The 15,514-nt window shown below is 64.2% G+C and carries 10 protein-coding genes and 2 pseudogenes; 11 read left to right on the top strand and 1 reads right to left on the bottom strand.

Annotated features, from left to right (window positions below; genetic code table 11):
* Positions 1 to 33: 33 nt before the first annotated feature.
* Complete coding sequence (locus tag B3E94_RS03450; RefSeq protein ID WP_223656232.1) at positions 34 to 1,245, bottom strand: TolC family protein; 1,212 nt, start codon at positions 1,243 to 1,245, stop codon at positions 34 to 36.
* A gap of 399 nt (positions 1,246 to 1,644) precedes the next feature.
* On the opposite strand from B3E94_RS03450, the gene B3E94_RS03445 reads away from it, so the two are divergent.
* The 11 genes and pseudogenes from B3E94_RS03445 to B3E94_RS03390 all read left to right on the top strand — a co-directional run.
* The gene (locus tag B3E94_RS03445; protein WP_003821156.1) at positions 1,645 to 1,902 is read left to right on the top strand and encodes a metal-sensing transcriptional repressor; all 258 of its coding nucleotides are present in this window, start codon (positions 1,645 to 1,647) and stop codon (positions 1,900 to 1,902) included.
* Positions 1,903 to 1,911: 9 nt separating this feature from the next.
* Positions 1,912 to 3,222, top strand: a complete 1,311-nt coding sequence (locus B3E94_RS03440; RefSeq protein WP_003821155.1) for an MFS transporter — start codon at positions 1,912 to 1,914, stop codon at positions 3,220 to 3,222.
* Positions 3,223 to 3,355: 133 nt separating this feature from the next.
* Positions 3,356 to 4,384, top strand: coding sequence for a cation diffusion facilitator family transporter (locus B3E94_RS03435; protein WP_021205762.1), 1,029 nt, complete (start codon positions 3,356 to 3,358; stop codon positions 4,382 to 4,384).
* Positions 4,385 to 4,427: 43 nt separating this feature from the next.
* Positions 4,428 to 4,805 carry an ArsR/SmtB family transcription factor gene (locus tag B3E94_RS03430; protein WP_023110690.1) on the top strand — a complete coding sequence of 126 codons (378 nt, stop codon included), beginning with the start codon at positions 4,428 to 4,430 and terminating at the stop codon, positions 4,803 to 4,805.
* 231 nt (positions 4,806 to 5,036) lie between these two features.
* The gene (locus B3E94_RS03425; protein ID WP_021204993.1) at positions 5,037 to 5,606 is read left to right on the top strand and encodes a DUF4148 domain-containing protein; all 570 of its coding nucleotides are present in this window, start codon (positions 5,037 to 5,039) and stop codon (positions 5,604 to 5,606) included.
* Between the two features lie 166 nt (positions 5,607 to 5,772).
* Positions 5,773 to 8,481, top strand: coding sequence for a heavy metal translocating P-type ATPase (locus B3E94_RS03420; RefSeq protein WP_071556409.1), 2,709 nt, complete (start codon positions 5,773 to 5,775; stop codon positions 8,479 to 8,481).
* Positions 8,482 to 8,592: 111 nt separating this feature from the next.
* Positions 8,593 to 9,901 (top strand): annotated as a pseudogene (locus B3E94_RS03410) (efflux RND transporter periplasmic adaptor subunit).
* On the top strand, positions 9,898 to 13,074 hold the full coding sequence (locus B3E94_RS03405) for an efflux RND transporter permease subunit (protein WP_012614062.1): 3,177 nt from the start codon (positions 9,898 to 9,900) through the stop codon (positions 13,072 to 13,074). The pseudogene B3E94_RS03410 and the gene B3E94_RS03405 overlap by 4 nt, the downstream one beginning before the upstream one ends.
* Positions 13,075 to 13,094: 20 nt before the next feature.
* Entirely contained in the window at positions 13,095 to 14,600 is a 1,506-nt protein-coding gene (locus B3E94_RS03400) for an efflux transporter outer membrane subunit (protein ID WP_003821143.1), read from the top strand.
* A 49-nt stretch (positions 14,601 to 14,649) separates the two neighbouring features.
* Positions 14,650 to 15,036 carry a MerR family transcriptional regulator gene (locus B3E94_RS03395; protein ID WP_015912830.1) on the top strand — a complete coding sequence of 129 codons (387 nt, stop codon included), beginning with the start codon at positions 14,650 to 14,652 and terminating at the stop codon, positions 15,034 to 15,036.
* Between the two features lie 79 nt (positions 15,037 to 15,115).
* Positions 15,116 to 15,514, top strand: a pseudogene (locus tag B3E94_RS03390) (MFS transporter); the annotation flags it as partial.

Here is a 15,514-nt window from a genome sequence, read left to right as displayed (position 1 = left end):
TCTAAGGTTCCAGGATGGTTGAGCGCGCGCTGATCAGCGCGTGCCGGAGATGTCAGTGAAAGTCTCGGTCGGCTGCGGCAGCGTGCCTTGAGCCTGCAACAGGGACGAGATGGCCGCGGCATGCTCCACCTTGGCGAGCAGCGCCGCGCGCTCGGCCTCGGTGGCCTCCTGCTCGATGCGAAGGCGTGTCGGCATGTCCGTCTCGCCCATCGCGAACGACTTTTGGTAGAAGGTGCGCGTTTGTTGGGCTAGTCGCTGGCGCTCCGAAGCGGCCTGCATCTGGGTGCTGGTTGCCAGTTCGCGCGATTGGGCAGTTCGAATTTCCGAGAGTAGCCGGGTGCGCTGGGCCGCGAGTGCCGACTCAGCCTCCAGTGCCTGCGCATTGGCGCTGGACAATTGCTCGGTATGACGGCTACCCGTACCGAAGGGAATGCGCACACCCACCGTGATCGTCTGGTTGTAGCGTTCGCCGTAGCCGCCCCGATCCCGCGTGGTCGCCAGGGTCAGTTCGGGGTTGGCGTACTTCTGATGGGACACCAGTTCCGCAGAGCGGCGGGCCGCCAGCGCCTTGTGCTGCAGTTCCAGCAGCGCAGGGTGGTTACCCAACAACGCGCCGGACGGCTGTGCCGATGCCGGTTGAACTCGGACACCTGACTGCTCCGGCTGCGCGGAATCGGCCTGCGACGGGATACTCTCGATGCCGGTCAGTGCCAACAACGCCTCGCGCTGCGTGATTTCTTCGGCCTGAGCAATGGCCAGGGCACTACGAGCCGACGCCAAGGCGCCATCGGCCTGGTTTCTGTCGGCTTGCGCCAGGTCGCCCGCGCGAACCCGGCGAGCCACATCTTGCGCCAACTCGTCCGCGCTGCGGGTGCGATCCTGCGCCGCCACCAATTCGGCCTGGGCACGCTGCCATGCCCACCATGCCTGGCGAACCTGTCCGGCCGTGCGTAGCTTGGCGGCCAGCATCCGGCTGGATAGCGCGAGGCTTTCCGCGTCCGCCCAGCGTGCCGACGAGGCGCGCTCACCAGGCATCCAAAGGGGAATAGCCACCCCGACTTCATATTCGCGCTGTCCGTTGCGGTTGTTGAACCGATCAGTTTTGGTGGAGGCTTCCAGCGCCATCGGACCTGCCACCCAACTGCCGGCCGTCTCTTGGCGTGCTTGGGCGGCCTGCTGCCAGGCGCCTTCTCCAGCGGCTTCTGGCTGCCGCTGCCAAGCTGACTCCCACAATTGGGCGACCATGTGGCTGTCTGGTCTGGATGGGACGTGAGGGGCGGCTACTGGCTGGGCTAGCACGGTGCCGGCCCAAAGCGTGGATACCGCCCATATCCATCCCTTGCGTATGTCTTTGCGAAGCATTCAATTCTCCATCGGTGTTGCATCAGTACTTACCCCCGGCTGGGTGTTCTCTTTCCGAGCAAGTGCTTGTCGTTGAAAAGCCACTGTTCACTGGCTTAGATATGAACAATTGTATATCTATTCATATGAATGGGAAAGAAAACCTTACATCCTTTGAGCACCAATCGCCTTAGAGAGGGCGTCGGGCGCAAGACATCGAGAGGCGAGGTGGGGCTAATCCACTGCGCAAACAGCTATGCAGACTCCTTGAGCATATCCCCCGGGGGGGGATATGATTGCTGCATGAAAGAGATGCACAAGCACACCAGCCACCCAGATCTCGTGAAACGGCTCAAGCGCGCCGAGGGTCATCTGCGACACGTCATCGGGATGATCGAAGGAGAAGAAACCTGCCTGGACATCGCTCGCCAGCTCGCTGCGGTGGAGAGCGCCGTCACAGCGGCCAAGCGCGTCCTGATCCATGACCACATCGACCACTGCCTATCTCATGATGAGGACTCCGTTCTAGCCGAAATGAAGGCGCTAACCAGACTGCTCTGAGGTCTCTCGATGCTCTCCGTCCTAAAGAACCGCACCTACCGCCACCTGTTCACCGCGCAGGTGATCGCACTCGTCGGCACAGGCCTGATGACGGTAGCGCTCGGCCTACTTGCCTACGAGCTGGCCGGGGCCGATGCAGGTGCGGTGCTCGGGTCGGCGCTGGCTATCAAGATGCTGGCCTATGTGGGAGTCGCTCCAGTCGCACAGGCCTTCGCCGACCAGTTCCCGCGACGGTCATTGCTCGTAGCGCTGGACCTGGTACGAGCGGTTGTCGCGATCTGTTTGCCCTTTGTCACCGAGGTCTGGCAGATCTATCTGCTGATCTTTGTCCTGCAAGCGGCATCCGCCGGCTTCACGCCGACTTTCCAAGCCACTATCCCGGACATCCTTCCCGATGAAGAGGACTACACGAAGGCGCTGTCGCTGTCCCGGCTGGCCTATGACCTGGAAAGCCTGATTTCCCCGATGCTGGCTGCTGCGCTGCTGACCGTCATCAGCTTTCACAACCTGTTCGCGGGAACAGTGCTCGGTTTCCTCGTTTCAGCCGCGCTCGTGGTCAGCGTGCGGTTGCCCACAACTATTCCCGGACCGCGCCGCGGCATTTGGGATCGCACGACCCGCGGCACACGCATCTATCTCGCTACGCCACGCCTGCGGGGCCTGCTGGCGATCAGCTTGGCCGTCTCGGCGGCGGGCGCCATGGTGATCGTGAACACGGTGGTTCTCGTGAAGGCGCGCTTTGGCCTAGGCGAGGTCGAAGTGGCGTCGGCACTGGCGGCATTCGGAGGCGGTTCGATGGTGGCAGCCTTCGTTCTGCCATCCTTACTGGAAAAGGTGGCCGACCGAACCGCGATGCTCACCGGCGCTACCGTACTGGTCGTGGGCACGGGGATCGGCGCACTGCTGCCGAGCTATGCATTGTTGCTGCCGCTGTGGTTGATCATCGGCTTTGGCTACAGCGTGGCGCAAACGCCATCCGGCCGTCTTCTGCGCCGCTCGGCCCATGCCGAGGACCGTCCTGCGATCTTCGCGGCACACTTCGCGCTGTCGCACGCCTGTTGGCTCATCTGCTACCCACTTGCCGGCCGCTTCGGCGCGGTCATGGGCTTGCCATCGACCTTCATTGTCATGTCCCTGGTCGGCTTGGCCGGCGTGGCGCTGACGCTCTGGCTGTGGCCGGCCAGCGACCCTTCTGACGTGGCGCATGACCACCCCAGCTTGCCGCCGGATCACCCTCATTTACGCACACACGCAGACCAAGGCAGGCACCATCACCAGCTGATTCTGGATGACCTGCACCGTATCTGGCCGAAAGGATAGGCACATTTTCTCGTTGCGGCATCACAACGCATGGCTTCGGAGGCTGAGAAGGGTGAGCCAAAATATATCAAATGAACACATATTCATGTGTTATATTTCACCATAGTCAAACACTCAACCAGCAGAGGCGCCCATGTCCCAATCCAATGCACATGATCATGGTCACGACCATGATCACGACCACACCCCCACAGTGACCAGCGCCAACGAGCGCAAGGTTCTGGTTTCCTTCTTCCTGATCTTCGGCTTCATGCTCGTGGAAGCTGTCGGCGGCGTGCTGTCGGGCTCGCTAGCCCTACTTGCCGATGCTGGCCACATGCTGACCGACGCCGTGGCACTTGCCCTGGCTTACGCTGCCTTCCGATTCGGTCGCCGCGCAGCCGACAGCAAACGCACATTCGGTTACCTGCGCTTCGAGGTCATCGCCGGCTTCCTGAACGCCGTGACCCTGTTCGCGATCGTCGCATGGATCGCCTACGAGGCGTGGGAGCGGCTGCAGGCGCCGCCCGTCATCCTCGCCGGCCCGATGATGATCGTCGCCGTGCTCGGCTTACTGATCAACGTCCTCGTGCTGTGGATCATGACCCGCGGCGAAACCGATCACGTCAATGTGAAAGGTGCCATCCTCCACGTGATGGGTGACCTGCTCGGCTCTGTCGGCGCCATCGTTGCAGCGATCGTCATCTACTTCACCGGCTGGACTCCGATCGACCCCATCCTGTCGGTTCTAGTAGCGGCGTTGATTCTGCGCAGCGCCTGGAAGCTCCTGGCCAAGTCGATCCATATCCTGTTGGAGGGTGCGCCAGAGGACGCTTCGCCGGAAAAGGTGGAACAAGGCCTGATGAGCACTGTGCCCGGCCTGGCGGCTGTCAGCCATGTTCACGTGTGGCAACTCACTTCCGGTCGCACGATGGCCACGCTACACGTTCGACCCAACGTGGACGAGGAGGCGCGAGCTGTGGTCAAGCGCGTCGAGGCGGTGCTGCGAGAGCAGTTCAGCATCGAACACGCCACAGTCGGAATCGACTGGAACTCGGAGGCTGACGAGAACATCTGCAGCCTGCAACCCACGACAGGCCGTCAGGACCACAGCGGCCACGACCACAGTGAGCACAATCATGACCATGACCATGACCACTCCGCTCCCGGTCACAAGCATTGAGGCCGTGCTAGACGGTTCGCAGTTCACTTGAGGGTTTGAATCCATGACATCCCGCAAAACCACCAGCGCCGCTATTGTGCAATGTTCGACCTCTAACCACGGCACGACCACTGATGTCCTCGCACTATCGCAAAGTGACGTCGCTGTTCTGGCAGAGACCTTCCGCCTGCTGGGCGACCAATCGCGATTGAAAATCCTGTTGCTGTGCATGCGCGGATCGGTCGCAGTGGGCGACATTGCTGGCTCGCTAGACCTGTCGCAGTCCTTGGTCAGCCATCACCTGCGCCTGTTGCGCGGCGCGCGCCTCGTGCGCGGCGAGCGCCAAGCCAAGCACATCTTCTACGGCATTGCCGACCAGCACGTCAGCCAGGTACTCCAGGACATGGCGGTTCACATTTCGGAGGACAGACACGACGATTGACTGAACATGTGAGTGCGCGCCGGCCTACTCCTTCAAGGGGTAGGCTTTTTTTGGCTATCAATCTAGAGAGACACCGGCGCGCCTTGCTGAATGCCTAGAAGACCCCACAAGCAAAAAGCACTCTAAAAATAAACACTTGAACATATCTTCATGTGTGTTATTATTTGTCTACGGGGTATCCGAAAGGCGTAAGGACCACGCCATTATTTTTAACGTCAAGGAGTATTGACCATGTCCAAGAAAATTCGCTTTGCTGTTCTGCTTTCCGCACTTTTTGCTGCTGGAGCAAACGCTCAACCGTTCGCCGCAGATATGACACGGCAACAGGTCCAAGAAAATCTGACTGCTTGGAGGCAATCTGGGCTGGAAGCGTTGTCTCGCGGCGAAAGCGGCCCGGATACGTCCAGCCCTCAATACCAGGCTGCCTTTCAGCGCTACTTGCAATTGACCCAAGGTGATATGTATCAGGCGCCCTCAGCAGGAAAGACTCGTGCTGAAGTGATGGCTGATTTGGAACTGTGGAAAATCTCCGGCATGCACGCGCTCACCTCGCGCGGAATCACCACCGCTTCGCACACCCAAGCCTACCAACAAGCCTACGAGAGCTACCTCCAGCTCAAGCTGGGTGCGGCTTACAAGGCTCCGGTGGCATTGACTCGTGCTCAAGTAAAGAGTGATTTGGCAGATTGGCAGGTTGCGGGAATGGCTGGATTCTGGGCTGGTGAGCAGACGCCTGATACCTATAGTGATGCCTACCGCACCGCATTTGAAACCTACCAGATGCTGCGCAACAAAAAATGACTTAATGGCAGCAGCATAAAGCAGCGGTCGGATGGTTCAGCCAGAAAGAGATTCTTTCTTTTTTTTGAATAAACATACAAACAAGTGTTCATTTGTTTGTATAACATTCCGATCGCTGATTTGTGCGTCCTGCCACGGCGATTACTCAGAGAACCAGGAGATTGATATGTCTTTGGAAACAAAGGACGGCACAGGAGCGCAGGACGAACAACTGGGCTTTCGGGTCGAAGGTATGGATTGCGCCAGTTGCGTCGGCAAGATTGAAACAGCGCTTGGTCGAATTGATGGCGTATCAAATGTACAGGTTAATTTTACAAATGAGACGCTGACGTTGACGCGCAGCACAAGTAGCCGAAATACTGCACGCGACATTGCCAAGAAAATCCGGTCCCTGGGCTTCGACGTGCAGGCACTGCCCGCGTCCGAAATGTCCGCAGCACCTGCACCGCGCCATGCGGCCCACGCGCATGACCACGCCGGCTGCGGCGGCCACCATGACCATGGGCATGCCCACGACCACGGGCACGATCATTCGCACGGCAAAGCGTGCGGTGATGACCATGGGCATGCCCATGGTCACGGCCATGCCCATGACCACGGTCACGATCACGGGGCCTGCAGTGGGCATGACCATGCGCCGGCCTCTGCCTCCCGTGGAGCACCCAGCACGCCCCCCAACGTGTCCATGCGCGTCGAGGGCATGGACTGCGCCAGTTGCGTCGGCAAGATCGAAACGGCCCTCGCTCGCATGGATGGCGTGTCCGATGCCCGCATCAACTTCACCGCAGAAACGCTGGAATTGACGCTCGCGTCTGGCGGCCCCACGCAGCTCGGCCACATCGAGAAGACCATCAAGAGCCTGGGCTTCGGCGTCTCCGACGTGCGCCGCCATGATGGCTCAGCACCCGCGGCCCCAGCAGCAGCATCGACGGCGCGCCATCAGCGCTGGTGGCAGACGAAGAAAGGCAGGCACGTGCTGGGCCTGGGCGGCCTGATGGGCTCGGCCTACGCGATCGCGCAGTTCGTTCCTGGCTACGCTGAATGGATCTTCGCCGCTGCGGTGATCGCGGGCGTGCTGCCGTTCGCTCGCAAAGCCTTCGCGCTGGCTGTGTCAGGCTCGCCGTTCTCTATCGAAACGCTGATGGTCGTCGCCTCGCTGGGCGCGCTCGTGATAGGCGAGGCCGAGGAAGCTGCTGCCGTGGTGTTCCTGTTCGCGATCGGCGAGCTGCTGGAAAGCGTGGCCGCCGGCCGCGCGCGCGCCGGCATCAAGGCGCTGGCCTCCCTGGTGCCTAAGACGGCGGTACTGCTCGATGCCGCGGGCGGGCAGCGCGAAGTGCCCGCCGCTTCCCTGCGCGTGAGCGACCGCGTGCTGGTGCGCCCTGGTGACCGGGTGCCTGCGGACGGCAAGATCCTCCGCGGTGAAAGCAGCCTGGACGAGTCGCCTATCACCGGCGAGTCCGTACCGCGTCAAAAGGCTATCGGTGCCGACGTGTTCGCCGGCTCCATCAACGTCGATGGCGTGCTCGAAGTACAAGTCGAGAAGACGGCATCGGACAACACCATTTCTCGCATCATCCAACTGGTGGAGCAGGCGCAGTCCTCCAAGGCGCCCACGGCTCGCTTCATCGAAAAGTTCAGCCGCTACTACACCCCTGCCGTCATGGCCATCGCGGCGTTGATCGTGGTGGTTCCGCCACTTGCCATGGGTGGCGACTGGGGTACCTGGCTGTACCGCGGCCTCGCACTGCTGTTGATTGCCTGCCCATGTGCGCTGGTGCTCTCCACACCGGCGGCCATCGCCTCGGGCCTTGCGGTGGCCACACGACGGGGCCTGCTGATCAAGGGTGGCAACGCGTTGGAAACCATCGGCCGCGTGCGCGCAATTGCCTTCGACAAGACTGGCACGCTGACCGAGGGCAAGCCGCGCATCACCGAGGTCCTGCCCTTCGGGCTGTTCAAGCATCAACAGGTCCTTGCGCTTGCCGCCGCTGTCGAGTCCGGCTCAAACCATCCCTTGGCGAAGGCCATTGTCGCCCATGCCAAGAGCCTGGACGTGGCGATTCCCCAGGCCACGGGCGCATCGGCCATTGCCGGCAAGGCGGTGCGCGCCACCGTGAACGGCAGTGCGCTCGCTGTCGGATCGCCCGCCCATGCGGAACAGACGGCCACGCTGACAGCCGCGCACCGCAGGGAAATCGACAAGCTGGAGGATGGCGGCAAGACCGTGGTGGTCCTGTTCGACGAAGCCAGCAAGAACGTTCTGGGCCTGCTGGCCCTGCGCGACGAGCCCCGCCGCGACGCGCGCGAAGGCGTGGCCCAGCTCAACGCCATGGGCGTGCGCTCGGTCATGCTGACCGGCGACAACCGCCGCACCGCGCAGGCGATCGCCGGCAAGCTGGGCATCGAGTGGGAGGCCGAGCTGCTGCCGCAGGACAAGCTGCGCTTGGTCAACGAGATGAAGCGTGATGCCAAGGTGGCGATGGTCGGCGACGGCATCAACGACGCGCCGGCCTTGGCGACCGCCGACGTGGGTATCGCCATGGGCGGCGGCACGGACGTGGCGCTGGAAACCGCCGATGCCGCGCTGCTCAAGAGCCGCGTCACGGACGTGGCCCACCTGGTGGCCCTGTCGCGGGCGACGATGGCCAACATCCACCAAAACGTCGTATTCGCCATTGGCCTCAAGGGCTTGTTCCTGGTCACCACCGTGTTGGGTATCACCGGCTTGTGGGTTGCCGTGCTGGCCGACACCGGCGCCACGGCCCTGGTCACGCTGAACGCACTGCGCCTGCTGCGCTTCAAGGGCGCGCCGGAGGCCAACCACGGCGACGACGCCGGGCGTCCCACCACCTTGCCCGTGCCGTCTGCCCGCTGAGGCAACAAGAGGGCTTGACCTTGCCGTCGTTGTAACGCCTAGCCTCCACACAAATGTCTGCAGAGCGCTTCGGAAGGGCCGGAGTCCTGCATCCAAGAAAGGGTCACTTCCATGCGTAAAAAAATCAGAATCATTGTGGTGGCAGGCGTCATCGCAGCCGTCGGGGGGATAGCGATCGCTGCCCGCGACGCCAAGGACGAGGGCAAGGCCGCGGCGCCCCCGGCGGGCGCGCCGATGGCGCCGCAGGTGCCCGTGGCCGAGGTCATTACCCGCACGGTCGCGCCATCGGCCGAGTACACCGGCTTCCTGGCCGCGCCCAAGACCGTCGAGCTGCGCTCGCGGGTCGGCGGCGCCGTCGATGCGGTGAGCGTTCCCGAAGGTAGCCTCGTGCGCAAGGGCCAACTGCTGTTCCAGATCGACCCGAGGCCGTTCCAGGTTGCGCTCGACACGGCCGTGGCGCAACTGCGTCAGGCCGAGGTGCTGGCCAGCCAGGCCCAGGCCGACTTTGACCGCGCCGAGCGCCTGGTGGCGACCGGCGCCGTCGCGCGCAAGACCTATTGACGATGCCGCCTCCGCACGCAACGCGCGCCAGGCTCAGGTGCAGGCGGCTAAGGCCGCCGTTGCTGCGGCTCAGCTGGACCTGTCCTACGCCCGCGTCACTGCGCCCATCGCCGGGCGCGTCGACCGCGTGCTCGTGACCGAGGGCAACTTGGTCAGCGGTGGCGGCGCCGGCGCGGCCACGCTGCTGACCACGATCGTATCCATCGACCCGTTGCACGTGTACTTCGACATTGATGAGGCCACCTATCTCAACGTCGTCAGCCGCTCGCGGCCCGCTGCGGGCGCCGGTAGCAAGGCTTCGCTGCCCGTGCAGGTCGGGCTGACCACGGACAAGGGTTTCCCGCACAAGGGCGCGCTTGACTTCGTCGGCAACACCATTGACCGAAGCACCGGCACGATCCGCGCGCGCGCCGTTGTGCCCAACCCGGATGGGCGCATGGCACCCGGCATGTTCGCCCGGGCCAAGCTGTCCACCGGCGCGGCGCGCGAGGCCGTCCTGATCGACGATCAGGCCGTGGGCACCGACCAAGGGCGCAACTACGTGCTGGTCGTGGGCGAGAACAACCAGGCCCAGTACCGGCCCATCGAACTGGGGCCGGTGGTGGACGGGCTGCGCGTCATCAACGGCGGCCTGCAGGCCGGTGAGAAGATCATCATCAAGGGCCTCGTGCGCCCCGGCATGGCGGTCACGCCGCGCATGGTGCCCATGCAGGCGCCCGCGGCACCGGCCGCCGGCGCGACCGGCGCGACCAAGGCTGCGGCAAACGCTCCGGCTCCCGCTGCGGCGCCTGCCAAGGCCGGTGGCGCGGACCCCGCCAAGGCTGACGGCGCGGCCGGCTCGGCGGAGGCCCGCAAATGAATTTCCCCCGCTTCTTCATCAACCGGCCGATCTTCGCCATCGTCCTGTCGGTGCTGATGCTGATCGCGGGCGCGATCAGCTATTTCCAGCTCCCCCTGAGCGAGTACCCCCAGGTCACGCCGCCGACGGTGCAGGTCACCGCCAGCTATCCCGGCGCCAACCCGCAGGTGATCGCCGACACCGTGGCATCGCCGCTGGAGCAGGCGGTCAACGGCGTGGAAGGCATGATGTACATGCAGTCCCAGATGTCCACGGACGGGCGGATGGTGCTGACCATCTCGTTCGAGCAGCACATCGACCCCGACGTCGCGCAGATCCAGGTGCAGAACCGCGTCTCACGCGCGCTGCCCCGGTTGCCGCCCGAGGTCCAGCGCATCGGCGTGGTCACCGACAAGACCGCGCCCGATATTCTCATGGTGGTGCATATGCTCTCGCCGGGGGACCGCTACGACCCGCTGTACGTGTCCAACTACGCGATGCTCAACGTGCGCGACGAACTGGCGCGCCTGCCGGGCATCGCCAACGTGATCATCGGCGGTGAAGGCGAGTACGCAATGCGCGTCTGGCTCGACCCCGAGAAGGTCGCATCGCGGGGCATGACCGCCAGCGATGTGGTCGCCGCCATCCGCGAGCAGAACGTGCAGGTCGCAGCCGGCTCGATCGGCCAGCAGCCGAATGCGTCGGCCGCCTTCCAGGTCAGCGTCAATGCGCTGGGGCGCCTGACCACCGAAGAGCAGTTCGGCGACATCGTGATCAAGGCCGGCGCCAACGGCCAGGTGACCCGCCTGCGCGACGTCGCACGCCTGGAACTGGGCTCGGACAACTACACCATGCGCGGCCAGCTCGACGGCGAGAACGCGGTCGGCCTGCAAATCCTGATGACGCCCGGCTCCAATGCCCTGGACACGTCCAGCGCGGTGCGCGCGACGATGGAGCGGCTGCAGGCCAAGTTCCCCGAAGGCATCGAGTACAAGATCGCCTACGACCCCACAGTCTTCGTGCGCGCCTCGCTCCAGTCCGTCGCCGTCACGCTGCTGGAGGCCATCCTCCTGGTGGTGATCGTGGTGGTGCTGTTCCTGCAATCTTGGCGCGCGTCGATCATTCCACTGATCGCCGTGCCGGTCTCGCTGGTCGGCACGTTCGCGGTGATGCACATGTTCGGCTTCTCGCTGAACACGCTGTCGCTGTTTGGCCTCGTGCTCTCCATCGGCATCGTGGTGGATGACGCCATCGTGGTGGTGGAGAACGTGGAGCGCCACATGGCGCTGGGCGAATCGCCCAAGGATGCGGCGCGCAAGGCGATGGATGAAGTGACTGGCCCGATCCTGGCCATCACCTCGGTGCTGGCAGCGGTCTTCATCCCCTCGGCGTTCCTGTCGGGGCTGCAGGGCGAGTTCTATCGCCAGTTCGCGCTGACCATCGCGTTCTCGACCATCCTGTCGGCGATCAACTCGCTTACGCTGTCGCCAGCGCTGGCCGCCATCCTGCTCAAGCCGCACCACGGCGCGGCCAAGCCCGATCGTCTCACGCGCATCATCGACGGCGTGTTCGGCGGCTTCTTCCGCCGCTTCAACCGCTTCTTCGATCGCGCCTCGAATTCCTACGTCGGGGGCGTGCGCCGCGCGGTGCGCGGCAGCGCCATCGTGCTGCTGCTCTACGTCGGCTTCCTGGGCCTGACCTGGCTGGGCTTCCACAAGGTGCCTGCGGGCTTCGTGCCGGCCCAGGACAAGTACTATCTCGTGGGCATCGCCCAGCTTCCGACCGGCGCCTCGCTGGATCGCACCGAGGCGGTCGTCAAGGAGATGACCAAGATCGCACTGGCTGAGCCGGGCGTCGAGAGCGTGGTGGCCTTCCCGGGCCTGTCGGTCAATGGACCGGTGAACCAGCCGAACACCGCGCTGATGTTCGCCATGCTCAAGCCCTTCGATGAGCGCAAGGACCCGTCGCTGTCGGCCTTCGCCATCCAGGGCAAGCTCATGGGCAAGTTCAGCCAGATCCCGGACGGCTTCGTTGGCATCTTCCCGCCGCCGCCGGTGCCGGGCCTGGGTTCGATGGGCGGCTTCAAGCTGCAGATCGAGGACCGGGCGGGCCTGGGTCCCGAGGCGCTTGCGCAGGCACAGGGCCAGATCATGGGCAAGGCCATGCAGGCGCCCGAGCTGGCGAACATGCTCGCCAGCTTCCAGACCAATGCGCCGCAGTTGCAGGTGGACATCGACCGGGTGAAGGCCAAGTCGCAGGGCGTATCGCTGACCGAGGTGTTCGACACCCTGCAGGTCAACCTTGGCTCGCTCTACGTCAACGACTTCAACCGCTTCGGTCGCACCTACCGGGTCATGGCCCAGGCCGATGCGCAGTTCCGCATGCAGGCTGAGGACATAGGCATGCTCAAGGTGCGCAATGCAGCGGGCGACATGATCCCGCTGAGCGCGATCGCGACCATCGAGCGCAGTTCCGGCCCCGACCGGGTGATGCATTACAACGGCTTTCCCTCGGCCGACATCAGCGGCGGGCCAGCGCCGGGCTACTCGTCCGGCCAGGCCACCGCCGCGATTGAGAAGATCGTGAGCGAATCGCTGCCGGACGGTATGACCTACGAATGGACGGACCTGACTTTCCAGGAAAAACGGGTTGGCAACACGGCGATCTACATCTTCGCGCTGGCGGTGCTGCTCGCCTTCCTGTTCCTGGCGGCCCAGTACAACAGTTGGTCGCTGCCGTTCGCTGTGCTGCTGATTGCACCCATGGCGCTGCTCTCGGCGATCGCCGGCGTCTGGCTCTCTGGGGGCGACAACAACATCTTCACGCAGATCGGTTTCGTGGTGCTGGTCGGCCTGGCTGCCAAGAACGCGATCCTGATCGTGGAGTTCGCCCGCGCGAAGGAAAGCGAAGGGGCCGATCCGCTGGCAGCCGTGCTCGAAGCCGCGCGCTTGCGGCTGCGCCCGATCTTGATGACGTCGTTCGCCTTCATCGCTGGCGTGGTGCCGCTGGTGCTGGCCAGCGGTGCGGGCGCCGAGATGCGCCACGCCATGGGCATCGCGGTGTTCGCCGGCATGCTGGGCGTGACGGTATTCGGCCTGGTGCTGACGCCGGTGTTCTACGTTGTGGTGCGCAAGCTGGCGCTGCGCCGCGAAGCGCGCCATGCCCGTGGCGGCATGACCGACCAGCACGCATGACGGCCAGGAGGACATACGACATGAAAACATCTTTCGCATTCACACGACCCGCCAGGACGCTGGCGCCGCTCGCCCTCGCGGCGGCGCTGGCTGGCTGCTCCATGGCACCGAAGTATGACCGGCCCGCAGCGCCGATCGACACGGCCTATCCCTCGGGCGCGGCCTATGTGGAACTGGCGGCCGCGACGCCCGACGACGCGATCACGGCCGAGATCGGTTGGCGGGACTTCTTCCGCGACCCGCTGCTGCAGCAGTTGATCGGCATTTCGCTGGAGAACAACCGCGACATGCACAAAGCCGCGCTCAACGTGGAGGCGGCTCAGGCGCTGTACCGTATCCAGCGTGCCGAGATGCTGCCGAACCTGGGCGTTTCCGCCCGCGGCGCGTCAGAGCGCGTACCGGCCGACCTCAGTACCACGGGGCAAAGCGACGTGCTCCGGCGCTACGACGTGGCCGGGGTGACGGCCGCCTGGGAGCTGGACCTGTGGGGCCGCATCCGCAGCCTCAACGACCGGGCGCTGGCGTCCTACCTGGCCCTCGACGAGACCCGCATCGCCACGCAGATGAGCCTGGTGTCCGAGGTGGCCAGCGCCTACCTCACGCTGCGCGCCGACCAGGAACTGCTGCGCCTGACGAGCGACACCCTCGCCACACAGAAGCGCTCCTATGACCTGACCACCCAACTGGTGGAAGCGGGAAATTCCACGCAGCTCGACCTGCGCCGCGCGGAGATCGCGCTGCGCACCGCCGAGGCCAACCGCGCCGCCTACACGCGGCAGGCGGCCAAGGACCGCAACGCGCTGGTGCTGCTGCTGGGCCAGCCGCTGACGCCGGAGCTGTCCCGGCAGCTTGACGAGGCCGTGGCGCTGCCGGACGACATCGTGCCGACCGACCTGCCGAGCGGCCTGCCGTCCGAACTGCTCGCGCGTCGGCCGGACATCCGCGCCGCCGAGCAGATGCTGATCGGCGCCAACGCCAACATCGGCGCGGCGCGGGCCGCGTTCTTCCCGACGATTAGCCTCACGGGCTCGGCGGGCACGGCCAGCGCTTCGCTGGACGGCCTGTTCGATTCGGGCTCGCGGGCCTGGAGCTTCCTGCCGCAGATCACGCTGCCCATCTTCCGCGGCGGCGCGTTGCGAGCCAATCTGGACGTGGCACAGGTACAAAAGAGGATCGAAATCGCCAACTACGAGAAGTCTATCCAGGCGGCCTTTGCTGAGGTGGCTGACGGCTTGGCGGGCAAGCGCACGCTTGATGAGCAGATCCGCTCGGAGCAGCTCCTGGTAGCGGCTAGCCAGAAAGCCTACCAACTAGCCGAGCAACGCTTCCAGGAAGGCGTGGACGACAACCTCACCTTGCTCGATGCGCAACGCACACAGTACGGTGCGCAGCAGACCCTGGTGCGCACGCGCCTGACGCGGCTGAACAACCTCATCCACCTCTACAAGGCGCTGGGTGGCGGCTGGACTGAGCACACGGTGCAATCGGGCGCCACCGGGCAACCATCCGCCCGGTCGCCGGGATAAGGGCTATGCGCAACGGCGGCGTTCCCCATCGTTGCGCACGGAGAACCGGATGAGGATCGGTGAACTTGCGCGCTTGACGGGCACCCCCCCGGAGAACATTCGGTTCTACGAGCGGGAGGGCCTGTTGCAAGCCCCGGAGCGGTCACGCAACAACTATCGGCGCTATGGCCCGGCCCATGTCGAACGGCTTCACCTGATTCGCAACTACCGTGCCTCGGGAATCGGCCTGGATGACGTGCGCCGCCTACTGGGTTGGGCACATGAGGGGTTCCTGGAACCTGAGCTGCTAAGGCAGGCTGTCCAAGGCCATCTCGCCTGTGTTGAGGAACGCATGGAGCAACTGATCCAGGTGAAAGAGCACCTGCTCGCATTGGCCCTGCACGGTGCTGCTTCCGCCGGGGCTTCCGAGGATGGACCGGCTCGCGATGGTTCGTGAGCATCGCATGTCCATATAACTGAATATATATTCATGCGTGTAATATTTCCGGCCAGACAAACGAATAAGAAAGACGCCCATGACCGACCAGAGCATCACGCGCCGAAACATCGGCGTTCTCACCGCCGCGCAGGCGCTCGGCGGCGCCAGCGCGCCCATCGTGATGTCGCTGGGTGGGCTGGTCGGCCAGCAGCTTGCCAAGAATTCGGCCTGGATCACCTTGCCCGTGAGTCTGTTCGGCCTGGGTCTTGCCATCGGCACCTTGCCTGCCGCCTTCATCATGCGGCACCATGGCCGCCGCAACGGATACGTGGTGGGGGTCGGCTTCGGCGTGGCCTCGGGCCTGATCGCCGCGTTGGGCATCATGCTGGCCTCGTTCTGGATCTTCTGCGCCGGCACCTTCCTGGCGGGCTTCTACGGCGCGTATGTGCAGAGCTACCGCTTCGCAGCCGCCGACACCGCCGAGGACGCGCTTAAG

Source organism: Pseudomonas sp. UBA6315 (assembly GCF_002438125.1).
Taxonomy (GTDB): domain Bacteria; phylum Pseudomonadota; class Gammaproteobacteria; order Pseudomonadales; family Pseudomonadaceae; genus Aquipseudomonas; species Aquipseudomonas faucium.
The sequence above is the reverse complement of the archived record's forward strand: the minus strand, read 5'-3'. Positions and strand labels throughout refer to the sequence as shown.